Source organism: Marinobacter salarius, assembly GCF_032922745.1.
Lineage (GTDB): Bacteria > Pseudomonadota > Gammaproteobacteria > Pseudomonadales > Oleiphilaceae > Marinobacter.
In genome coordinates, this window is the sequence record NZ_CP136693.1 from 1081350 (window position 1) to 1102095 (window position 20746).

Annotated in this window: 16 protein-coding genes; 8 read left to right on the forward strand and 8 right to left on the reverse strand. The window is 59.0% G+C overall.

Going from position 1 to position 20746, the window contains the following annotated elements:
• Positions 1-11 precede the first annotated feature (11 nt).
• The 7 genes from R1T46_RS04970 to pilG all read right to left on the reverse strand — a co-directional run bounded on the left by R1T46_RS04970 (position 12) and on the right by pilG (position 13031).
• Positions 12-1064 (reverse strand): chemotaxis protein CheB, encoded by a 1053-nt coding sequence (locus tag R1T46_RS04970; protein WP_317307539.1) that lies wholly within the window; start codon positions 1062-1064, stop codon positions 12-14.
• Positions 1064-8572 (reverse strand): Hpt domain-containing protein, encoded by a 7509-nt coding sequence (locus R1T46_RS04975; RefSeq protein WP_317307540.1) that lies wholly within the window; start codon positions 8570-8572, stop codon positions 1064-1066. The genes R1T46_RS04970 and R1T46_RS04975 overlap by 1 nt, the downstream gene beginning before the upstream one ends.
• Positions 8573-8583: 11 nt before the next feature.
• Positions 8584-9483 carry a CheR family methyltransferase gene (locus tag R1T46_RS04980; RefSeq protein ID WP_317307541.1) on the reverse strand — a complete coding sequence of 300 codons (900 nt, stop codon included), beginning with the start codon at positions 9481-9483 and terminating at the stop codon, positions 8584-8586.
• 27 nt (positions 9484-9510) lie between these two features.
• Positions 9511-11586: a methyl-accepting chemotaxis protein gene (locus R1T46_RS04985; protein ID WP_317307542.1), complete on the reverse strand. Its 2076-nt coding sequence runs from the start codon at positions 11584-11586 to the stop codon at positions 9511-9513.
• 91 nt (positions 11587-11677) lie between these two features.
• Positions 11678-12223, reverse strand: a complete 546-nt coding sequence (locus R1T46_RS04990; protein WP_317307543.1) for a chemotaxis protein CheW — start codon at positions 12221-12223, stop codon at positions 11678-11680.
• 20 nt (positions 12224-12243) lie between these two features.
• On the reverse strand, positions 12244-12606 hold the full coding sequence (pilH, locus tag R1T46_RS04995; protein WP_286811011.1) for a twitching motility response regulator PilH: 363 nt from the start codon (positions 12604-12606) through the stop codon (positions 12244-12246).
• A gap of 32 nt (positions 12607-12638) precedes the next feature.
• Positions 12639-13031: a twitching motility response regulator PilG gene (gene pilG / locus R1T46_RS05000; RefSeq protein WP_007154228.1), complete on the reverse strand. Its 393-nt coding sequence runs from the start codon at positions 13029-13031 to the stop codon at positions 12639-12641.
• A 295-nt stretch (positions 13032-13326) separates the two neighbouring features.
• On the opposite strand from pilG, the gene gshB reads away from it, so the two are divergent.
• The 8 genes from gshB (at position 13327) to R1T46_RS05040 (ending at position 20276) form a co-directional block, all read left to right on the forward strand.
• The gene (gene gshB, locus R1T46_RS05005) at positions 13327-14274 is read left to right on the forward strand and encodes a glutathione synthase (protein ID WP_317307544.1); all 948 of its coding nucleotides are present in this window, start codon (positions 13327-13329) and stop codon (positions 14272-14274) included.
• Between the two features lie 39 nt (positions 14275-14313).
• On the forward strand, positions 14314-15180 hold the full coding sequence (locus R1T46_RS05010) for an energy transducer TonB (RefSeq protein ID WP_317307545.1): 867 nt from the start codon (positions 14314-14316) through the stop codon (positions 15178-15180).
• Positions 15177-15743 carry a YqgE/AlgH family protein gene (locus tag R1T46_RS05015; RefSeq protein ID WP_317307546.1) on the forward strand — a complete coding sequence of 189 codons (567 nt, stop codon included), beginning with the start codon at positions 15177-15179 and terminating at the stop codon, positions 15741-15743. Before R1T46_RS05010 ends, R1T46_RS05015 begins: the two co-directional genes overlap by 4 nt.
• Positions 15736-16176 carry a Holliday junction resolvase RuvX gene (gene ruvX, locus R1T46_RS05020; protein WP_317307547.1) on the forward strand — a complete coding sequence of 147 codons (441 nt, stop codon included), beginning with the start codon at positions 15736-15738 and terminating at the stop codon, positions 16174-16176. Before R1T46_RS05015 ends, ruvX begins: the two co-directional genes overlap by 8 nt.
• A gap of 32 nt (positions 16177-16208) precedes the next feature.
• Positions 16209-16718, forward strand: a complete 510-nt coding sequence (gene pyrR / locus R1T46_RS05025) for a bifunctional pyr operon transcriptional regulator/uracil phosphoribosyltransferase PyrR (RefSeq protein WP_036211374.1) — start codon at positions 16209-16211, stop codon at positions 16716-16718.
• Positions 16719-16749: 31 nt separating this feature from the next.
• A complete protein-coding gene (locus tag R1T46_RS05030) occupies positions 16750-17763 on the forward strand; it encodes an aspartate carbamoyltransferase catalytic subunit (protein ID WP_317307548.1) in 1014 nt (337 codons plus the stop codon).
• On the forward strand, positions 17760-19031 hold the full coding sequence (locus tag R1T46_RS05035) for a dihydroorotase (protein WP_317307549.1): 1272 nt from the start codon (positions 17760-17762) through the stop codon (positions 19029-19031). Before R1T46_RS05030 ends, R1T46_RS05035 begins: the two co-directional genes overlap by 4 nt.
• 321 nt (positions 19032-19352) lie before the next feature.
• Complete coding sequence (locus R1T46_RS05040) at positions 19353-20276, forward strand: putative solute-binding protein (protein ID WP_317308261.1); 924 nt, start codon at positions 19353-19355, stop codon at positions 20274-20276.
• 41 nt (positions 20277-20317) lie between these two features.
• On the opposite strand, the gene R1T46_RS05045 is transcribed toward R1T46_RS05040, so the two are convergent.
• Positions 20318-20590, reverse strand: coding sequence for an HU family DNA-binding protein (locus R1T46_RS05045; RefSeq protein ID WP_007154237.1), 273 nt, complete (start codon positions 20588-20590; stop codon positions 20318-20320).
• Positions 20591-20746 lie beyond the last annotated feature (156 nt).

Here is a 20746-nt window from a genome sequence, read left to right on the forward strand (position 1 = left end):
CACTCATATCCTCAGGCGGAATCCCTTTTTTGCCGGCCTTTGAGCAGGCAGGATTCTTCAATCGTTTTGACGAGTTCGCGGGCGAGCTGTTCCGGCGTACCACAGTATACGGAACATCCGGTTGCTGCCACGGAATCCGGCATGGAACTGTTACCGCAACTGCTGCTCTCCTGGACCCATATGCGGCTACCATAGGCTTTCAGCAGAGGCGCGGCAATGGCACCATCGTTGCCCATACCGGAAAAGATAATGGCATGGCATCGGGCACCGTAATGGTCGCCGATGTTCAGCAGTACCTGGTCAATGGAGGGGCCATAGGGGCCGGGCCAGGGCGTCTCCCTTTCCTTGAGCGCACCGCTGTCGTCCAAAGTCCACTCGTGCTCCACCGGCATCAGCACAACGTCGCCATTGTGAACACGATACCCTGTTTCAGCCCCTTTGAGCTGGTAGTGTGCGTGACGGCCCAGCACGCGAGTCAGCACGTCGGTGAAGTTGTTGTCGATGTGTTGGGCATAGATAAAACCCACTGGCAACCCCGATGGCAGGTTGTCCAGGAAGGTTTTCACCGCGGCCGGGCCGCCCAGTGACGCCCCTAGAATCCAGACCTCCTCAGCCGGCAGGTCTGCTGAGGCCGGCTGGATCCAGTGAGGCAGTTTGGGAGAGGTCTCCGATTGTGGTTGTTCGGTGGCCAACTCTTCAATAGCGGCCGCGGAATCCAGCTTTTCCAGATGCCCCAGGGACTGCTCCAGCTTGTCCAGCAAGCGGCGTTCCCAGCGGAAATACTCAGTGGTGCCCGGTTTTGGAGCAGGGTCGAGGCCAAACAGAACGGGTGCTTCGGTGTTCTCTAGCAGATGGTCAAACAGCACCGGGTGATCGGCTTCGTCTTCCAGAGTAATCAACCACAGGCTGGCATCCGGGAATTCAGAGTAGCCCTGCAGACGATCCGGGTCTCCGGAAAAGCAAACGTCCAGGCCAAACCTGGACGAGGCTTCCTGCAGGCGGTGGCGCTGAAGGACAATATCCGAGACGATACCGACCGCTGGCCGTCCTGGCTGGCCGGTCATCACTGATTCCTGGTCAGCCGCGTGATGGTGTCAAGCAGCTCGGTCTCCTGGAAAGGCTTGCCGAGGTATTCGTTGACACCAATGGCCAGCGCTCGCTCGCGGTGTTTTTCTCCGGTACGGGAGGTAATCATGCAGATTGGCGTGTCCCGCAGGTTGTCATCGTGGCGCACAAAGCTTGCAACCTCGAAGCCGTCCATCCGGGGCATTTCGATATCGAGCAGGATAATATCCGGCTTGTGGTCCTGCAGTTGGGCGACCGCATCCAGGCCGTCTTTGGCCGTGACCACCTCCATACCGTTACGCTCCAACAGGCGAGACGTTACCTTGCGCACTGTTACCGAGTCATCGACCACCATTACCACAGTAGACTGTTCCTCGTGGCGCGATGCTTCTTTCGCCTTTTCGAGGTTTGCCAGGCGCTGGCGCTCGGAGAGGATGTCGGAACGGATCATCGCCGGCAGGTCAAGGATCACCACCACGTTACCATCACCCAGGATGGTGGCACCGGACACACCCCGGACGGTACTGAACTGCGGCCCAAGCGACTTAACCACGATTTCGCGGCTACCCATCAGGCTATCCACCTGCAGGGCCATGGGCTGTTCGGCACCCCGCACCAGGATGACCGGCAGCGGCAGGGCCTGACCTTGAAGCTTGGGATGGTGATCACTGTTAAGCAGGCTGCCCAAATACTGCAGGCGGTACTGTTGGCCAGCGTATTCATACATTGGTGCATCGGGCTTGTAGTATTCCTCAAGCTCGTAAGTGCTCACCCGAACGATGCCTTCGATGGTATTCAATGGGATGGCGTAGAAATCCTCGCCGGTGGAGACCATCAGTGCCCGGTTGACCGATACTGTGAACGGTAATCGAACGGTAAAGACGGTGCCTTTGCCAACGGTGGAGTCGATGTCCAGGCTGCCGCCTAGCTGCTTGATCTCGCTGGCAACCACATCCATGCCCACGCCACGGCCGGAAATCTGGGTAACGGCCTGGGCGGTGGAGAAACCGGGTTGCAGGATGAACTGCAGGATTTCCCGCTCGCTCAGGTCCTCGTCCTTGGCCATCATGCCCTGGCGAATGGCCTTGTCGCGAATGACCTGAGCGGGGATGCCCGCACCATCGTCGATCATCCGCAATACCACATCGCCGCCTTCCCGGGTCAGCGACAGCGTCACTTCGCCAGTTTCCGGCTTGCCGGCCGTCTTACGGTCGGCCGGCTTTTCGATGCCGTGGTCCAGCGCGTTACGCAACATGTGCTCCAGCGGCGCGATCATGCGCTCGAGGATATTGCGGTCCATTTCCCCTTCCGGGTTGCGGACATCAAACTCGACTTTCTTGCTGAGCTCGCCGCTGATCTGGCGGACAATCCGGCGCAGTCTGGGCACCATGGAGGCAAACGGAATCATCCGGGTCTTCATCAGACCTTCCTGAAGCTCCGTGTTGATCCGCGATTGTTGCACCAGCAGCGTCTCGGTATCCCGTACCCGGTCAGACAGGGTTTCCCTCAGGTCCGCAAGGTCAGACGATGACTCCGTCAGGGCCCGTGACAACTGCTGGATGGCGGAATAGCGGTCCATCTCCAGCGGGTCGAAGTCGTCGCCGTAATCCGGGCCGTGCTCTTTCTCCGCGCGGAACAGAATCTGGGTTTCGGTCTCGATTTCCATCCGGCGCAGCTGCTCGCGCAGACGCTCGATGGTGGCGGCCATTTCGTCCAGGTTGTGGCTGAAATCGCTGGTCTGCTGCTCCAGTCGACCACGGGTAATACTGGTTTCACCGGCCAGGTTAACCAATTCGTCCAGCAGCGGCGCGGAGACCCGGATGGTTTCCTGAGGCGCGCGCTGGGCGGCAGCCGCTTTCGCGGGCGTCTTGGAAGGAACCTTGTTGGGTTTGGGCGCGGGTGCGACTGGTTTTTCCGGTTTGGCAGGCGCTTCCGCCGCCGGCTCCTGGGTTTTCGGCAATTCCTCTGTTTTTGCGTGCGGTTTGGTGGGCTCTGGAACAGCGCCTGTGTCTTCAAACCGCTGACGGATATCGCCCACCAGCGACACAATCGCGTCGTGGTCACTGGTAATGGCTTGCCAGGCCTCGTCGCCCGGGGTATTACCGCCCAGGTCGATCAGCCGCGTTTCCAGCGCGTGGGCCTTGTCGCCCAGCTCGACAAGCTGCGACAGCCGAGCGCCACCTTTCAGGGTGTGGAGGGCCCGCTGGGCTTCCTGATTAAAGTGATGGTTAGCCGCATCCTTACGCCAGTCGTCCAGTAACTGCTCCAACTGATCGAGGATCTCGCCGGCCTCTTCCAGGAAAATCTCCAGGACTTCGGCATCGACGGTTTCGCCCTCTGCAGAGGGTTCAGTCTGAGCGGCGGGCGCGGACAGCTCGTCACCGGAGACTTTGTGGGCGTCGTTCAGTGCTTCAACCAATACCACGTCCGAAGCGGGCTTGTTGCCCTCTTCCAGACTGGTGAGCATGGTTTTCAGAGTGCCATGCGCTTGTTCACTGAGTTCCAGCAGGATTGACTGATTGCTGGAACCGGCGATCAGAGGGTCCAGGGCATCAGACCAGGCCTCGGCCAGATCGGCAATCGGGTCGACATCGGACAGGCGAGCGCCGCCTTTGAGTGTATGCAGCTCCTGCTGCAACTGGGTAACGCCAGCCAGCTCTTCGGGCTCTTCGCGCCACTGGGCCAGGCATTCGCCGATTGCTTCGTGAATCTCCAGGCCCTCGTCGAGGAAGATGCCAACCAGGTCATCGTCGGAGGCCTCTGCAATAGCGTCTGTGACCGATGCCGGTTGTTCGTCGGCTGCGGGTGCCTCGTCGACAGTTTCCGGTTCTTCCGCAGGTTCTTCAAGTTCCGCGGATGGTTGTGGCTTGCCAGAGAGGATGGCTTCGACCTTGGCCACCAGTTCTGTTGCCGGCGGGCAGGGTTTCTGGGTGGCAACCTGTTCAACCATTTGTGCCAACCGGTCGTGGCAGGCAAATAGCAGGTCGTTCATGTCGTTGCTGGCGTCAAGCTGGCCTTCGGCGACCTTCTCGAACAAATCTTCAAGAACATGGGTCAGGTCGCCAATGGCATCGACGCCTGCCATGCGGGCACCGCCTTTGAGGGTGTGCACATCGCGTTGCAGCTCCGCCGCCACGTCGCGATTGTTGATGTCCTCACTCCAGGTATGTAACGCGCTGCCGGTGGAGTTGATCAGGTCGTAGGCTTCTTCCAGGAAGATGCCGATCAGTTCCGGATCCAGGTGAGACAGGTCGGTGGCATGTTCCTCTTCAGGTTCCTCCGCCGTGGTTTCTGGCTCTTCGGTCTCATCCTCTTCCAGTTCGGCCAGCGGAATCTCGTCATCGTCTTCCGGTTCAGCGTCCTGCTGTCTGACATCGGTCACTGGCCTGGAGCCCGTGGCGCTGTCCATGTAGGCATGGATTTCACTGATCAGGTCCGGCGCCGGGCGCGGTGGTTCCTGTTGCTCGAGAGCATCGACCATGCCAGCCAGTCGGTCATGAGAGCGGAATAACAGGTCGGAAAGCTCTCCGGTAACGGCAAGCCGTTGCTCGGTCAGTCCTTCAAACAGGTTCTCCAACTCATGGGAAAGATCACCCACCGGCTGAATATCTGCCAGGCGAGCACCGCCTTTGAGGGTATGCAGGTCCCGTTGTAAAAGGCGTAAAAGATCCAGGTTCTCAGTGCTGTCGCTCCAGCTTTGCAAGGCGTCGGCGGTGCTGTCGATCAGGTCACGGGCTTCTTCAAGGAAGATCTCCGCCAGTTCCTGATCCATATCTTCATCGGTTTCCGCCAGTGGTGGCATCTCACCACTGGGTTCCGCGGCATCTTCCGCCTCGGCCTCCAGGCTGCGATCGATCTCTTCCAGATCCCCGGTGAACTCCTGTTCAAACGCATCCGGGCCATTGTCTGCGGGCGTCTGGGGAGCCAATATTTCCAGGTTGGCAATCAGATCGGCGTTGGCCTCGGTCGCAAGCCCGGCCGCTACCTGATCCATCATGTTGATCAGGTGCTCATGGCCTGCGCGTACACTATCGAAGAAAGGTGAATCGGGAACGAAATCGGGGTTTGAAGCGCGCTCGTAAACCTGTTTAAGGGCACCCGACAGTTCGGCAACGTCGCCCAGCCCGGCGTCCTGTGCGCCTTCGGTGAGTTGGTGCAATTCCCTGCGCAGCGTTTCCAGGGCGGAGGTTGCTTCGGGGTTTTCCGCCCACTCGTCAAGAATCCGGTCGGCATCCAGCAGGATATCCAGGCCTTCATTCAGGAACAATTGAACCAGTTGTGGGCGGGCATTCTCTTCCGGATCGTCGGTCCGGGAGCCATCGCCACGAAGGGTGGCATTGCTGACCTGTTCCAGTTTTGCCAGGAAGGTTTCGGTGCCCGGTAGGTCAGCCTGGGGATTCTCCCGGATCTGGCCAAGGCCCTGAGTCAGGAAATGACAGGTATCGCCAATCAGGCTTATAACGTCGCGATCGGCACGTTTATTCCGTGCCCGGGCTTCCTTGACGAAGCGTTCCAGAGGCGTAATTACTGTCGCAATGGGTGCGATACCGGCGGTGTGCGCACTGCCCTTAAGGGTATGAAGCGCGCGTGACAGGTCGTCGGTATAGGCAACGCTCGCTTTGTTGCCCGCGGCGTAGAGGAAGTCCTGCAGGGTTTGCAGGTGGGTTTCGGTCTCGCTCTCGAAAATATCCAGCAGCACTGGATCGACGACGGCATCCTCTTCTGCAGCTGTCAATTCTGGCTCGGCTTCGCCGCTCACGGTTTCTGACTGTGGCTCAGACGGAGGCATGGTGCTGGTATCTGGAATTTCGCCGTTTGCCAGGGCATTGGCGCGTGCTTCCATGCTCGATGTGTCGCGGGAGGGGGACTGGCGTTTCTCGAAATCGTCAACCAACTCGGGCAGGGCTGCAGTAGCGTCGTCCAGCATCGCCGCGATGTCGTCATTCATGAAAATACTGCCGTCAATCACGCGGTTCAGCATGTTCTCGACAGACCAGGCCAGTTCGCCGACAACCAGCGCACCAACCATCCGACCGCTTCCTTTAAGAGTATGGAACGCGCGCCGGACTTCCGAGAGCGCCGTGCGGTCATCGTGCTGACGCAGGAGCATTGGAAGGTATTCGCGAATGGTGTCCAGCACCTCGCCGGCTTCTTCAATGAATATTTCGAGGATTTCATCGTCGATCAGGTCATCCCCGAACTCAGCCTCTGGTATGGACTGTTGCCCGGCATGGGCGGCTTCGCCGTCGCTGCCACCGTCGATTACGGGTAGCTCTTCATCCACTGCACCGGTTTCTTCCGATACGCTGTCGATGTCGGTTTTTCGCGTGGTAGACAGAGCTTCAGCGCGTTCAATCAGCTCGGCAACCTCGCCATCGGCCTGTCCGTCGCGGAAGTCGTTGATCAGCGAGGGAATTCGGCTGTTGACGTCATCAATCAAACCGAACATGTCGTCGGTGGGCCGGAGCGTTTGGTCGATCACCCGGTTGAGCAGGTTCTCCACGGACCAGGCCAGCTCACCGATGCTGGTTGCGCCCACGAGCCGGCCACTGCCCTTAAGAGTGTGGAACGCGCGGCGGACTTCAGTCAGTGCGTCGCGATCATCGTGGTTCTGACGCAGGCGAGGATAGAATTCGTTGATCGTTTCCAGAACTTCTTCGGCTTCCTCGATAAAAATGCCGAGGATTTCGTCATCCAACAGTTCTTTATCAGAGCTCTTGGATTCGGCTTCGACCGACTCGACGGGTACTTCCGCGTCAACAACCGGTACTTCGTCGGCGGTCGGATGTTTCCAGGTGGGCTCTTCGCCAACCGGAAAGCCGAGGGAGTTCAGGCTGGCCTCGGCAACCCCGAGCACACTCTCGTTGTCGCTTATGCCCTCGGCAAGCCGCTCCAGATAGTATTCAATACTGGTAATGGCGTCGGCCAGTGTATCGAGCTGTTTCCAGTCCGGAACCTGCTTGCCCCCCAACAGTACGTCGGTGATGTAACGTTCGGCCGAGGCGAGCATGTCGGCCACGCGATCAAGGGGAATCAGGCTCAGGCCACCACGGATGCTGTGCAGTAGGCCGGGAACGTGTTCAATTTCACCGGTTTCCCATTGGGAAGCGATGAAATTGACGATGGCCGTTTTCACCTGCTCCAGCGTATTGCGGGACTCCCGCAGCAGAGCGCTGCTGGCTTCACCCAGTTCGCGGGAACCAAGGTTGATGGTTTGGGTGTCGTCACCAGTGACATCCGATTCCGACTGTCGGTCGCCGTCGAGGCCAGCCAGGCTGGCTTCGACATAAAGCAGGGCACCGGCAATATCCATCAGGGTGCCGTCATCCACGGAATCGGACTGGTTGGCGAGCTTTTCCACCAGTTCGATCTGTTCGGTAATGACTTTCCGGGGTATCCCAAGGCCCAATACGGCCAGAGTATTGGCGACTTGGCGCAGGCCTGGAAGCAGTTCTTCCAGTTCATCGTTCTGGCGTAGCTCGGAGCGCACAAACAGATCGAGCTGGTCCTTGAGCTTGGCCAATTCCTCATTGAGGGCGCTGACCACCGAATGGATCGCGTCACGGCCAGGGCCAGAAACCCGGCTCTTGGCGGCGTCCACATCATCGTCGGAGGGCAAGGCCTGGTCGAGCTGGTAACTGTCGCGCAGTTCCTTTACGTGGGGCGTGTCGAGGTCGCGGGCACGAGCCACGTAGTAAAGCAGGTGTTTCAGCAGCGCTTCTGGAACGGCCTGTTGCAGGATATCAACATGTTCGTCAGTGAGGCGGCGGATTTCGGCGTCCAGCTCGCGCAGCAGAGACTTCACTGCGGTGTTGACGGGGTTCGCATGCTGCTGGAGAGTCTCCACGAATGCTCCGGCCGCTTTCCAGAGTTCGCCCCGGGGCGTTTTCTGGCACAGGCGGATCAGCCGCTGGATGACCTTCTGCATGTAGTCAAAGTGCGCGTCCAGGTCGGCCTCACGGACCACGCCAGCAAGGGCGAACTGATACATCTGGCGCAGTTTGCGGATATGTCCAAGTACCTTCGGATCTTGAAGACGCTGGGAAACATTGGCGGCAGCCGTTGCCCGCGAGGGCGACAGGTCAGGTTTGAACAGCGATGTATCGGACAGCAGAGACTCGCCCCGTGCAGCGCGGAGATCGTTCAGCAATGGCAGCAGCACCATCGGGAAATCGTCTTTGCTACTGGTCAGATGCTCCAGGTACTGGGGCAGTTGCAGGATGGCCTGCATAAGCACATCGACGGCATCGTCCACACTGGTGACGGTTTCATTCAGGACCGCCTGGGTCAGTTTCTCCATTTCCTCGGTCAGCAGGGCGGCGCCATAAAGCTCAACCATCTGCAGGGTACCGTGAACCTGGTGGAGATAGTTCAGGCAGAAGCGCAGGCGCGCAGTGTCGTCACGATTCTCGACATACGCTTCCAGTGCGTGCTGACCTTGGGTCAACGTATCCTGTATTTCGCCCCGAACCCAGTCCAGGGCGATGCTGTCATGGTGATTGCCCATAACCACTCCGGTTATTCTTCGTCAGTCTGGCGCTTGATCCACGCCAGCACATGTTCCGAGGGTACCCTCTGTAAGCCAGGGGGCTGCCAGTCGGTCAACTCCCCTTGGCCCAGGACCAGCAACCCCCCGGGCGCCAGCCGCTCTGCAAGTCTTTTCACGATTTCCCGCCGGCGCCAGCGCCGGAAATAAATCAGCAGATTCTGGCAGAAGATAATGTTCATTCCGTGCATCGGAGCGTGTTTCAAGTCCAGCACATTCAGCCGGGTAAAACACACCCGCTCCCGGATGCTTTCTACAATCTCGACGTTGTTCCGCTCCGCCGGCCGGAAATACCGGGCCTTCATCGCGTCATTCATTGCCATCAGCTTGCGGGCACTGAACAGGCCGGACTGGGCCTTGTCGATGGCCGGTTTGCTGATGTCAGAGCCAGTGACACCGAACAGCGGCTGAAGCGATAACCCTTCCATGCATTCGTTCAACAGCATGGCCAGCGTGTAAGGCTCCTCGCCGGTGGAACATCCGACACTCCAGACCTCCATAGGGCGCCGTTTCAGCGCCTCCCGGGGCCGGGTAAGCACGTAGTCAGACACCAGGCGAAAGGCATCTGAATCCCGGAAAAACCGGGTTTCCTGAACCGTCAGCCGATCCACCAGGGTGGACCACTCAATAACAGCGTCCGGGCCAGATACGATCATTTCGTAGTAGGCCTGATAGCTACTGCAACCAATCTCCCGCATGCGGATCCCGAGGTTGGTCTCGAGAAACGATTTGCGCCCGGAAGACAGGATGATGCCGGTACGATGCTCAAGCAGTGTCTGCCACTGGTTGAACTGCGCCTCATCCATGTCGGGAAGTCGGCGCAGTGACCAGATGCCTTTGGCGGGTGACAGATGGTTGCGTGTTTCAGCCATAAACTGTCAGCAGCCTCGGAGCGGTTGTCAGCTCACCACCGGTACGTCGCTGTCTTCCTCTTCTTCCTGGTCGGCCGACTCTTCCTCGGGCAGTGTGAAGCCCGCAACAGAGGACCGCAGTTCAGACGCCATCTCTGCCAGGTTACCGATAGACTTCGCGGTCGCGTTGGTACCGGAGGACGTCTGCGAGGTAATTTCCTGGATGACGTTCATGGTGTTGGAAATGTGCGCAGCAGAAGACGACTGCTGACGTGCTGCGTTGGAGATGTTCTGGATCAATTCCGCCAGAGACATGGATACGTTCTCGATTTCCTCGAGGGCGATACCCGCGTCCTGTGCCAGGCGGGCACCACGGACCACCTCGGCGGTGGTGTGTTCCATGGAGATAACGGCTTCGTTGGTATCCGACTGGATCGTCTTAACCAGCGCTTCAATCTGCTTGGTTGCCGCAGAGGAACGTTCCGCCAGTCGCTGAACTTCGTCCGCAACGACCGCGAAGCCCCGGCCTGCGTCACCGGCCATGGAGGCCTGGATCGCAGCGTTCAGGGACAGGATGTTGGTCTGGTCGGCGATGTCGTTGATCAGGGATACGATGTCACCGATTTCCTGGGAAGATTCACCCAGACGCTTGATCCGTTTAGAGGTTTCCTGAATCTGCTCACGGATGTTGTCCATGCCGCGGATGGTGTTCTGTACCACTTCCGCGCCTTTCTTCGCGATCGCAACCGACCGCTCCGCAACCGCAGAGGATTCAGCCGCGTTGGAGGATACCTGGTCGATGGACACCGCCATCTCGTTCACGGCGGCGGAGGCGCCGGCAATTTCCTGGGCCTGGTGCTCGGAAGCATCCGCCAGGTGCATCGCTGTGGCCTGGGTTTCCTGAGCCGCTGACGCTACCCGTACCGCAGTGCCACGAATCGCCTGTACCAGTCCGCGCATCTGGTCGATCGCGTAGTTGATGGAGTCGGCGATGGCGCCGGTAAAGTCCTCGGTAACCGTGGCCTCCGTGGTCAAGTCACCATCCGCCAGGTCGGCGAGTTCGTCCAGCAGTCGCAGGATCGCGTTCTGGTTCTGCTCGTTCTGCTCCTGGGTTGTTGCCAGGCGCTCCTGGGCTTCGCGGTAGAGCACCACGCCGATCATCACAACGATACCGACCATCGCGGCCAGGATGATGAAAGCCAGTGTCGGGCTGACGAAACGGGATCCGGCCTGGCCGGTGAATGTCTCGGACAGAACCGATAGTTCGTCCAGCAGAACCTGTGAGTTCTGGAAGATGTCGCTGGCCGCAGTACGCACCTTGAAGAGGTCGGGAGAGGCTTCAAGGATGGCGTCTACGTTCTGGGAAACGAATTCGAACAGTTCGCCAACGGCTTCCAGGCCGTAGATGGCATCTTCATCGTTCACCTGGGAGATGCCCATGGCCGGGTTGCCATTGACCTGGCCGTCAAGAACCCGGCCGAACAGGCTGGCGTCGCGGCCGAACCGGTCGGCGGCGATAACCGCGTCTTCGTCACCGGAGAGAACGTTGTTGACCGAGCGAACGATCCGCTCCGCCAGCAGTGACTGGCGCTGAGCGAGGGCGATCTGTTCGGCGGGCGCATCGTTGTCCAGCAGGATCTGAACGATGTCGTCGTATTCCACCTGCAGCTGCGGGATGGTTTCGTTCAGCGTCCGCGCTACTTCGTGGAGGCCGAGTACTGCGTCCTGGGTGGACAGGATGCTGTCGGCGTTGTCACGAACTGACTCCCAGGTCGCCTGCACGTTGCTGTTCTGTGCAACCTCGCTCGGGGGCAGGCCGGTTTCCGGATTACCGTCTACTACATAACCCCACAGCTGTTCGAACTCGTCACGGGAGCGCCGTAGTGCGTCGAACGCTGATGCCGTGCCACCGGCGGCTTCCGTCGCGTTCTTCGCGATTTCCTGGGACAGCACCCGCAGTTCGGCTGAGTGAGCGATGTATTCCTGATCGTTCTGGCTGTCCCGATTGATAATGAACAGCACCGCAACGAGCAGGACGGTCAATGCAATCAGCGCGGCAATCAGGCCGGCAACCAGTTTGTTGCCTCCCTGTCCCATACTGAGTCTTCCGGCTCTATTTTTCATTTTCTGGCTCCCGGCCTCTTCGTAATAGTGGCAAGTTTGTTTCTGCGGGCGTTGGGCAGGCGGGAAGATGTTCCTGCCAATGTCACCACCCTTACCATTGCGCTAAATCCAGGAAGCGTTCGTCGCCGAGAAGCTCGGCGGCGGAAAACACTTTCCAGACTTCCTCGTTACGCTCGTAGCCGCCATTCACAAACGGCTGAACGCTTGCAGGCACATCCTGTGGCGATGCCACGAAGCTGTCCACTGCGAAATACTGCATACCTGAGACGCTGTCGACCACCAGGCCACTGAATACGTCGCCCTGCTCGACAACCAGTACCCGGCGTTCGCGAGTGCTGCGTGAAGAACGGGGAACTTCAAAAAAACCGGCAAGGTCGACCAGTGGCAGGAGGCGGCCACGTACGTTGGCGGCACCCATCATAAACGGATGAACACCCGGTATATGGGTATAGCGGGGAACATGGAGAATTTCAGTGACTTCACCCATGGGCGCTACGTAACGCTCACCCGCCAGAACAAAGCCGATTCCGTTCCAGAGTTCAACGGCTTCCTGTTGTTCCGGCAGGCCGGCAGCCATGGCGCGGCTGCGTCGGGCGATATCCGTCAGAACGGCAAAAGGGGCGGCCTGGGCGGACATGCTTACTCCACGGTTGGGGATCAGGCAATCAGACTATTGATTGTTTTGATCAGATCGTCTTCAACGACGGGTTTTACGAGGTAACCCTTTGCACCCTGACGTGTTCCCCATACGCGGTCCGTTTCCTGGTCCTTGGTGGTGACAATCACCACCGGGATGGAAGCGGTTTCCGGGGCGCGGGTCAATTGACGAGTTGCCTGGAAGCCGTTCAGGCCGGGCATAACGACGTCCATCAGGACCAGATCTGGTGTTTCGGCGCGTGCCTTGGCAACGCCGTCGGCTCCGTTGTCGGCAGTCAGCACGTCGTGCTTGTGCTTTTCCAGAATGGTCGAGATTTTCTTAACCTCGGTCGGGGAATCATCAACAATCAGAATGCGGGCCATGGTGTCCTCAATAGTTCTTTGCTTCAGCAGCTTTATTGTTCCGCCTGGGGAACATACTGGCGAATCGTGTTTAGAAGCTCGTCCTTGCTGAACGGTTTGGTCAGATACTGGTCTGATCCGACAATCCGGCCTTTGGCCTTGTCGAACAGTCCATCTTTACTGGAGAGCATGATGACCGGCGTCTTTTTGAAAGAGGAATTGTTCTTGATCAGTGCGCAGGTCTGGTAGCCGTCCAGCCGGGGCATCATGATATCGACGAAAATGATATTGGGCTGGGAATCGGCAATTTTCGCCAGAGCGTCAAAGCCATCTGTTGCGGTAATGACTTCGCAACCGACTTTTTTAAGAAGGGTTTCGGCGGTGCGACGAATAGTCTTGCTGTCGTCGATCACCATAATCTTCAGATTCTCGAAGTTGTCATCCATTGTCCAACTGCCTTGCGCTCAGCGACTGTCGTTATTTTCAACCGGGATTTTTAACACAAACATTAACGATGTTCTATAAATCCTGCTTATTTATAGAGTATTGGGGGCCGGATAAAAAGTATAACTTTGTGACCAAATGTACTTCTGCCCGGAAAGTCACGTAATTGATACAGGATTTCTCCGGATGCATTCGCGGCTCGGGTACAATACCATCTGTGTCCACAGCATAGCACCTCTTCCCAGGATCGCTCTGCAGACCGGTTCGTGTTTTCAACCTTTTATCTGGCGAGGCATTATGACAGTCCGACTTGGTATCGTGATGGACCCCATCGAGAAGATCCATTTCAAGAAAGACAGCTCACTGGCGATGTTGCTGGCAGCGCAGAAGCGGGGCTGGGAAATCGAGTATATGGAGCTGCCGGACCTGTATTTGAAAGGTGGGCAGGCGAGGGCCCGAACCCGTGACCTGACCGTGCACATGGACCCGGAAGACTGGTTCGGTTTCGGTGGCGCCCAGGACCGGGCACTGGGGGACCTCGACGTTATCCTGATGCGGCAGGACCCACCGGTGGACCGGGAGTTCCTGATGGCGACGTTCATTCTGGAAATCGCCGAGCAACAGGGTGCCCTGGTGGTCAATCCGGCGTCCACGCTACGGGATTGTAACGAAAAGCTGTTTGCCGCCCAGTTTGAAGACTGCACGCCGCCGTTGCTCGTTACCCGTTCGGCCGAGCGACTGAAGGAATTCTACGCCGAGCATGGTGATGTCATCATGAAACCGGTTGATGGCATGGGCGGGCGCTCCATCTTCCGGATCAAGGAAAACGACGACAACCTTGGGGTTATTATTGAAACCCTGACCAACGATGGCGCCCACCAGGCCATGGCGCAGAAATACATACCCGAGATCAAACAGGGCGATAAACGCATCCTGCTGATCGATGGCGAGCCGGTCCCCTACGCGCTGGCGCGCATCCCCTCTCAGGGTGAGAATCGTGGGAACCTGGCCGCCGGAGGGCGGGGGGAAGGTCGTGAACTCACGGTACGTGATCGCGAAATCTGTGACCGTGTGGCGCCAGTGCTCAAGGAAAAAGGACTCATTTTTGTCGGCATCGACGTCATCGGTGACTACCTCACCGAAATCAATGTCACCAGTCCCACCTGCATCCGGGAACTGGATACCGCCTATGGCATTGATATTTCCAGTCAGTTGCTGGATGCCATAGAGCGCCGTCTGAAATAATGGCGTCCAGTCAGGTTTAACCGAGGGTAAATAGCAGGAATGGCAGTACAGGTCAGCGATTTCGATCGGTTTTCGTTCACGCTCTTCATGGCGCTGGCGCTCCACGCCATCGTGGTGCTGGGTATTACCTTTGCGCCCGAGCCTCCGCGCTCCTCGGCCCAGACCATGGAAATCACGCTCTCCCAGTTTGATGACGAGACCGACCCGGAGGAAGCCGATTTTCTGGCCCAGACCAGCCAGAAAGGCAGTGGTACCGAGGAAGAACCGGTGGAAATGACGACACCGCAGCCTTCCGACGTCAGCCAGCCGGAGGTCGCCGAAGTTCAGCCGGAACCTCCGTCCCGTGTTGAGCCCAGGCAAGAGCAGGAACAGCCGGTGGTGCAGACACAGGCTCAGAATGAACGCCAGGTGTCGGAGCCTTCAGCGGCGGAACCAGCATCGGATGAGCCGCTACCGGTGAAGGAAAAGAAAAGCCTGATGGAGCGCAGCCTGGAAATTGCCAGTCTGGAGGCGCGATTTGATCAGCAACGCAGAGCCTACGCCAAGAAACCCCGGGTCATGAGGGTTACCGCGGCCTCAACGTTGAAATCAACCAACGCGTGGTATGTTCAGAATTGGGTCAGCAAGGTAACCCGTGTCGGCAATATCAACTATCCTACCGAGGCCAGGCGAGCTGGAATCTATGGCACTCTGCGGATGCTGGTTTCCATGAAGAAGGATGGCACAATAAAGGAACTGGCTATACTCGAATCATCCGGCAGTAGCGTGCTTGATGATGCAGCAATACGCATCGTGAGAATGGCAGCGCCTTTCGCGCCTTTCCCGGATGACATGCGCGAGAATGTCGACGAACTGGAAATTATCCGCACCTGGGTATTCGAACGGCGGGGGCTGACATCGGGATGACAGCATCAAAACACTCTCCACACAGCCTGCGGCACCAGTTTCTGGTGGCGTCTCCTTATTTGCAGGACCCACGTTTCCACGGTGCAGTGATCTATCTGTGCGAGCATTCGGATGAAGGCGCCCTGGGGCTGACGGTGAACCACCCCCTGGACATCCATCTGGGGGAAATTCTGGAACAGCTGGACATGGAGGGTGGCGAGCTCGACGTGCCGGTATACGGAGGTGGACCGGTTCAGCCCGAGCGCGGGTTTGTGCTGCATTCCCCGGATGCGGGCTGGCAGAACACTGCGCAGGTGGCTGACGACGTCTTGCTGACCACCTCCCGTGACGTGCTGTCTGACATTGGTGCAGGCAGGGGGCCAAAGAATTACCTGGTGTGCCTGGGTTATGCGGGCTGGAATGAGGGGCAACTGGAAGAAGAGCTGTCCAGCAACGCCTGGCTGACCTGTCCCGCCACCGCCGATATCCTGTTCAGGACACCCTGGGAGGACCGGTATCAGGCCGTGCTGAAGCTCATTGGCATTGACCTCAACCAGCTCAGTGAGTTTGTGGGCCATGCCTGAGGCTGGAAACCGGCGGGTAATAGCGTTTGATTTCGGCACCCGCCGAATTGGTGTGGCCAGTGGTCAGGAAATGCTGGGCACGGGTAAGCCTCTGACCATGCTGCCGGCCCGTGATGGGGTTCCCGACTGGGAACAGATTGGTCGGCTGCTGAAAGAATGGCAGCCGGACCGTGTGCTGGTCGGCCTGCCCCTGAACATGGACGACACCGAAAATGACATGTGTGCACGGGCGCGGAAATTTGGCAAACGCCTGCACGGTCGCTTTCACGTCGAGGTTGAGATGGTGGACGAACGTCTCACCAGCTTTGAGGCCAAGGGCGATGTAATGGCGTCCGGTGGCAGCCGTGATTTCGGCCGCGATGGCGTCGATGACCGCGCCGCCGTGCTGATTCTGGAAACCTGGTTTCACCAGCAGGAGTCCCGTTCGTCCTGACCGGGCCCGGGCTGCTGACTATGGGGATTTAAATGACTGCATTGCTTGAAATCGACCGGCTGCTGGATGACCTGGAAGCTGGCCTGCGCAAAAAGCTGGAAGAGCGTGGCGTAACCTCCCCGGCGCTGATTGGCATTCGCACCGGCGGTGTCTGGCTGGCGGATGTCATGAGTAAGCGCCTGGGCCTGCAGGAACCCTGGGGGGAACTGGATATTTCCTTCTATCGCGACGACTTCAGCCGCATTGGACTGAACCCGAAAGTGAAGCCGTCCAGCCTGCCGTTCAGCACCGAAGACCGTGACATTATCCTGATCGATGACGTGATCATGAGCGGCCGTACCATTCGCGCGGCCATGAACGAAATCTTCGATTATGGCCGGCCGGCGAGTATCATCCTCGCCACGTTGGTGGATCTGGGCGCTCGGGAGTTGCCTGTTCAGCCAGATGTGACCGGGCGGGTGCTTGCCCTGCAGTCGCATCAGCGTGTCAAACTGCGGGGGCCGGACCCACTGCACATAGAACTCCAGGAAACAGGCCACTAATCAGCGAACGCAAAACATCAACAGGCGACCCATGACGGCAACCGATCCCTCACAAACCTCCCTGCAGCTGACCGCGGATGGCCAGTTACGCCATTTCCTGACCCTCGACGGTCTGAACCGCGCTCTGCTGACGGAAATCCTGGACACCGCGGATTCGTTTATCGAAGTGGGGGAGCGCAGCATCAAGAAGGTGCCACTGCTGCGGGGGCGCACCGTGGTCAACCTGTTCTTCGAGTCCAGTACCCGCACCCGCAGCACCTTCGAACTCGCTGCCAAACGGCTGTCGGCCGACGTGCTCAACCTGGACATCAACACGTCCGCAACGTCCAAGGGCGAATCCTTGTCGGACACACTGTTGAACCTGGAAGCCATGGCCAGCGACATGTTCGTGGTGCGCCATTCCCAGAGTGGTGCCCCCCATTTTATCGCCGAGAGCGTTACCCCTGGAGTTGCCATTATTAACGCGGGCGACGGCCGCCACGCCCACCCAACCCAGGCCATGCTGGACATGCTCACCATTCGCCAGCACAAGGGTGAATTCGAAGGCCTGAAGGTGGCGATTGTCGGTGATGTGCTGCACTCGAGGGTGGCCCGTTCCCAGATTCGTGCCCTGAATGAACTGGGCGCCGCTGAAGTGCGCGTCATTGCGCCCGCGACCCTGCTACCAAGGGACGTTGAGAGCCTGGGGTGCACCGTGGAATACGACATGGCCCGGGGTATGAAAGATCTGGACGTGGTGATCATGCTGCGCCTTCAGAGAGAGCGCATGGAGGGCGCACTGCTGCCCAGCGAACGGGAGTTTTACCGGCTCTACGGCCTGAACCAGGAGAAGTTGGCGCTGGCCCATCCTGAATGCATCGTCATGCACCCGGGGCCGATCAACCGAGGCGTGGAAATCGAGTCCGCGGTCGCCGACGGGCCACAATCCGTGATCCTGAATCAGGTCACCAACGGTATCGCCATTCGTATGGCGGTGATGTCCATGGCTATGGGAGGGCAGATGGCCGAGCGCAGTCGCAAACTGGCGGGGAGGGCCCAGGGATGAGCAGCCTTAAGATTATCGGTGGCCGCCTGGCCGACACCAACGCCGAAACCACCGTTCTGGTCCGCGACGGACGTATCTCCGCCCTGGGTGAAGCGGCCGGGAATGAACCTGCCGACCACGACTTTGATGCCACCGGCTGCCTCCTGACACCCGGATTTGTGGATCTGTGCTGCAACCTGCGGGAGCCGGGCAATGGCCAGAAAGGCAATATTGCCTCGGAAAGCCTTGCCGCCGCTCATGGCGGCTTCACAACCCTGTGTGCCTCGCCGGACACTTCGCCGGTCAACGACTCCGGCGCGGTGACCAATCTGATCCTGGACGTGGCCGCGAAGCGCTCTTCGGTTCGGTTATTGCCGGTTGGTGCAATAACCCGTGGCCTGGAAGGCGAACTGCTCAGTGACATGGCGGGCCTGGCCGGTGCTGGTTGTATTGCCCTGGGCAACGGTGCCCGCCCGGTGAAGAACGCCAGGGTGTTGCGCCGTTGTATGGCTTACGCCCGGACGTTTGGCCTGACGGTGATGTTCAGCCCCGAGAATCAGGCGTTGGCGGCGGACGGCTACGCCCACGATGGCCTGGTGGCTTCGCGGCTGGGCCTGCTGGGTATCCCGGAGGTGGCGGAAACCGCCGCGGTTATGGAAATGCTGTTGCTGGCGGAGGAAACCGGGGTTCGACTGCACCTTGGCCAACTCTCCTGCGCCCGCAGCGTGGAAATGCTGGCTGATGCCCGCAAGCGAGGCATTGCGGTGACCGCCGATGTGGCCATGCACCAGTTGATGTTCACCGAGGACGCCCTGTCGGGATTCGACAGCCGCTATCACGTGCGACCGCCACTGCGCTCTGAAAAGGACCGCCAGGCGTTGCTGGGCGGGGTGCGGGATGGCGTGATCGACGCCATCACCAGCCAGCACCAGCCCCACGATTCCGCTGCCAAACAGGCGCCTCTGGCGGCGACGGAGCCGGGGCTGTCCACCATCGAAAACACGCTGTCCATGGGGTTGTTGCTGGTCGAACGTGGCGAGCTGGACATGGCTAGCCTGATCCGCTCGCTGACTGGCGGCCCGGCTGAGGTGATTGGCCGTTCTGCCGAGCTCCGGCAGGGTGCGGTTGCAGACCTGTGTGTGTTTGACCCCGATGCCACCTGGGTTCCCAACGACAGCAGCCTCAGCTCCGTTGGACGTCATGTGCCGCTGCCAGGAAAGGCCCTCCCAGGCGTGGTTCGTCTGACCCTATGCGGCGGGCGGCAAGCCTGGCCCCAATCTGACCTGTAGCTCCCGCCTTCATATCGCTTCATATCAGCAAAGTGTGGCAGAGGTTGCGTAACCTCTGTCGAGCCCGTCACAGTTCCTCACCTTTTTGCCCGAGAGCCCTTGAAGACAGGCACCTGTGCCAACGTATTCTTACCATCGCCGACATAGTCTCGGCGAAGGATCGCGGTGACGTGTGCACATGCGGACGTGCCGTCGCCCAACAATAATAATTCAGGAGTCATCCCCGTGAAATCAGCCAACCTCCCGCGAAAGGCCACTGCGGTGGCAGCCCTGTGTGCCACTCTTGCGTTGTCGCCGTTCGTCCAGGCGGAATCAGACATCATGGAGCGAAGCTTCTGTGTGTTTGACCCGGTCGGTGCCAACGGCCCGCTGTTTGCCATTACCAAAACCTTCCAGCCGGTGGCCCTCAAGGAAGGTATCAAGCTGGACCTGCGTGCTTATACCGACGAGAAAGTCGCGGCCGAGGACTTCAAGGCCGGGCAGTGCGATGCGGTTTTGCTCACCGGTACCCGTGCCCGCGAATTCAACAAGTTTACCGGCACCCTGGAAGCTATGGGCGCTGTGCCCGGTGAAGAGGAAATGCGGCTGCTGTACAACACCCTCAGCCAGGAAAAGGCACGCCCGTTCCTGATTGACGGTGACTACGAAGTGGCTGGTGTATTCCCCGGTGGTGCGGTGTATCTCCATACCCGGGATCGGGCCATCGATTCGGTGGAAAAACTGCAGGGCAAGCGCATTGCCACGCTGGATTTCGATACCGCGTCCGTGCGTATGGTGCGCCACGTAGGGGCGTCTGTAGTGGGCTCCAACTCCGCCAATTTTGCTGGCAAATTCAACAACGGCAGTGTTGACCTGGCCTACGCTCCGGCGGTTGCTTATTCGCCCCTGGAACTCTACAAGGGCGTGAACCCGAACGGTGGCGTATTCAAGTACGCCCTGGCCTATATGAACTTCCAGGTGATCATCCACCGCGATCGCTTCCCGGACGACGCCGGCCAGATGGTGCGTGACCAGGCCATCAAGCGTATTAACGAGGCCTATGAAATCATTGCCGAAGCCGAAGCCGGTATCCCCGACGACATCTGGATGCATCCGCCACAAGAAGATGTGGCCGAATACGACAAGATGCTGCGCAAGGTGCGGTTGTCGTTGCTGGAGGATGGTGTCTACGACGAGCGTGCGATCAGTCTGATGAAGGCGATTCGCTGCCGGGTGGACGGTGCCCGTTCCGAGTGCGCCTCCTGAGCCGACAATGAAAGGGGCCCGGGTGGGCCCCGGTGATCGCCTTAACGGATGGAGTCTTTCAGTGCCTTGCCTGCCTTGAAGCCGACAGTTTTGCTGGCGGGTATCTTGATGGTTGCACCCGTTTGAGGATTACGGCCATCCCGAGCCTCACGGCTGCGAATGTTGAAAGTACCGAAGCCAATCAGAGTGGTGTCTTCGCCACGGGCCGCGGCGGCGGAGATCTGGTCGGTAAAAGCGGTAATGACTTCGCTGGCTTTGTCCCGGGACAGTCCGGTTTTATCCGCAACGGCGGCGGCAAGTTCAGGTTTGCGCATCAGGTACTCCTTTTTGTCGTTTTTGGTCACTGGCCGACAGATGCGACACCGTCGGCTGATCAAAGCTATAGCGGTTTGCGGGCCAATGTGCAAACCGGTAATTGGAATGCATTTGAAACGCCGTTTCCATTTGCGGGATGTGTCTCATAAAAACAG

Bases quoted from the DNA above. Each gene is read 5' to 3' on its own strand.
- R1T46_RS04970 (WP_317307539.1), bottom strand. From the start codon at position 1,064: ATGACCGGCCAGCCAGGACGGCCAGCGGTCGGTATCGTCTCGGATATT.
- R1T46_RS04975 (WP_317307540.1), bottom strand. From the start codon at position 8,572: ATGGGCAATCACCATGACAGCATCGCCCTGGACTGGGTTCGGGGCGAA.
- R1T46_RS04980 (WP_317307541.1), bottom strand. From the start codon at position 9,483: ATGGCTGAAACACGCAACCATCTGTCACCCGCCAAAGGCATCTGGTCA.
- R1T46_RS04985 (WP_317307542.1), bottom strand. From the start codon at position 11,586: ATGAAAAATAGAGCCGGAAGACTCAGTATGGGACAGGGAGGCAACAAA.
- R1T46_RS04990 (WP_317307543.1), bottom strand. From the start codon at position 12,223: ATGTCCGCCCAGGCCGCCCCTTTTGCCGTTCTGACGGATATCGCCCGA.
- pilH (WP_286811011.1), bottom strand. From the start codon at position 12,606: ATGGCCCGCATTCTGATTGTTGATGATTCCCCGACCGAGGTTAAGAAA.
- pilG (WP_007154228.1), bottom strand. From the start codon at position 13,031: ATGGATGACAACTTCGAGAATCTGAAGATTATGGTGATCGACGACAGC.
- gshB (WP_317307544.1), top strand. From the start codon at position 13,327: ATGACAGTCCGACTTGGTATCGTGATGGACCCCATCGAGAAGATCCAT.
- R1T46_RS05010 (WP_317307545.1), top strand. From the start codon at position 14,314: ATGGCAGTACAGGTCAGCGATTTCGATCGGTTTTCGTTCACGCTCTTC.
- R1T46_RS05015 (WP_317307546.1), top strand. From the start codon at position 15,177: ATGACAGCATCAAAACACTCTCCACACAGCCTGCGGCACCAGTTTCTG.
- ruvX (WP_317307547.1), top strand. From the start codon at position 15,736: ATGCCTGAGGCTGGAAACCGGCGGGTAATAGCGTTTGATTTCGGCACC.
- pyrR (WP_036211374.1), top strand. From the start codon at position 16,209: ATGACTGCATTGCTTGAAATCGACCGGCTGCTGGATGACCTGGAAGCT.
- R1T46_RS05030 (WP_317307548.1), top strand. From the start codon at position 16,750: ATGACGGCAACCGATCCCTCACAAACCTCCCTGCAGCTGACCGCGGAT.
- R1T46_RS05035 (WP_317307549.1), top strand. From the start codon at position 17,760: ATGAGCAGCCTTAAGATTATCGGTGGCCGCCTGGCCGACACCAACGCC.
- R1T46_RS05040 (WP_317308261.1), top strand. From the start codon at position 19,353: ATGGAGCGAAGCTTCTGTGTGTTTGACCCGGTCGGTGCCAACGGCCCG.
- R1T46_RS05045 (WP_007154237.1), bottom strand. From the start codon at position 20,590: ATGCGCAAACCTGAACTTGCCGCCGCCGTTGCGGATAAAACCGGACTG.